Annotated in this window: 1 pseudogene; it reads left to right on the top strand. The window is 41.0% G+C overall.

Annotation, left to right across the window (positions count from 1 at the left end):
- Positions 1 to 63 precede the first annotated feature (63 nt).
- A pseudogene (locus AAEY79_RS15640) lies at positions 64 to 256 on the top strand (hypothetical protein); the annotation flags it as partial.

Genomic DNA, 256 nt, shown 5'->3' with positions numbered 1-256 from the left:
CTCTTTATAGTGCAAAGGCTGCTGGTCGTAATAGTGTCGTCTCGAACTAGTTGAAGGATTAATATGTCTCAAAGTAAATTAATATATGTTCATGACCCAATGTGTAGCTGGTGTTGGGGTTACTCACCAACCTGGCTTAAGCTAAAATCAGAGCTTGCTGGTAAAGTAGCAATTGAATATAAAGTAGGTGGATTAGCACCTGATAGCCAAGACCCAATGCCACAAAATATGAAAGAGATGCTTGAGGGGACTTGGC

Origin of the sequence: Psychrobacter sp. GW64-MNA-CIBAN-0177, from assembly GCF_040309585.1 — a bacterium.
GTDB classification, from domain to species: Bacteria; Pseudomonadota; Gammaproteobacteria; order Pseudomonadales; family Moraxellaceae; genus Psychrobacter; species Psychrobacter okhotskensis.
This window is presented reverse-complemented; position numbering and strand designations above follow the sequence as displayed.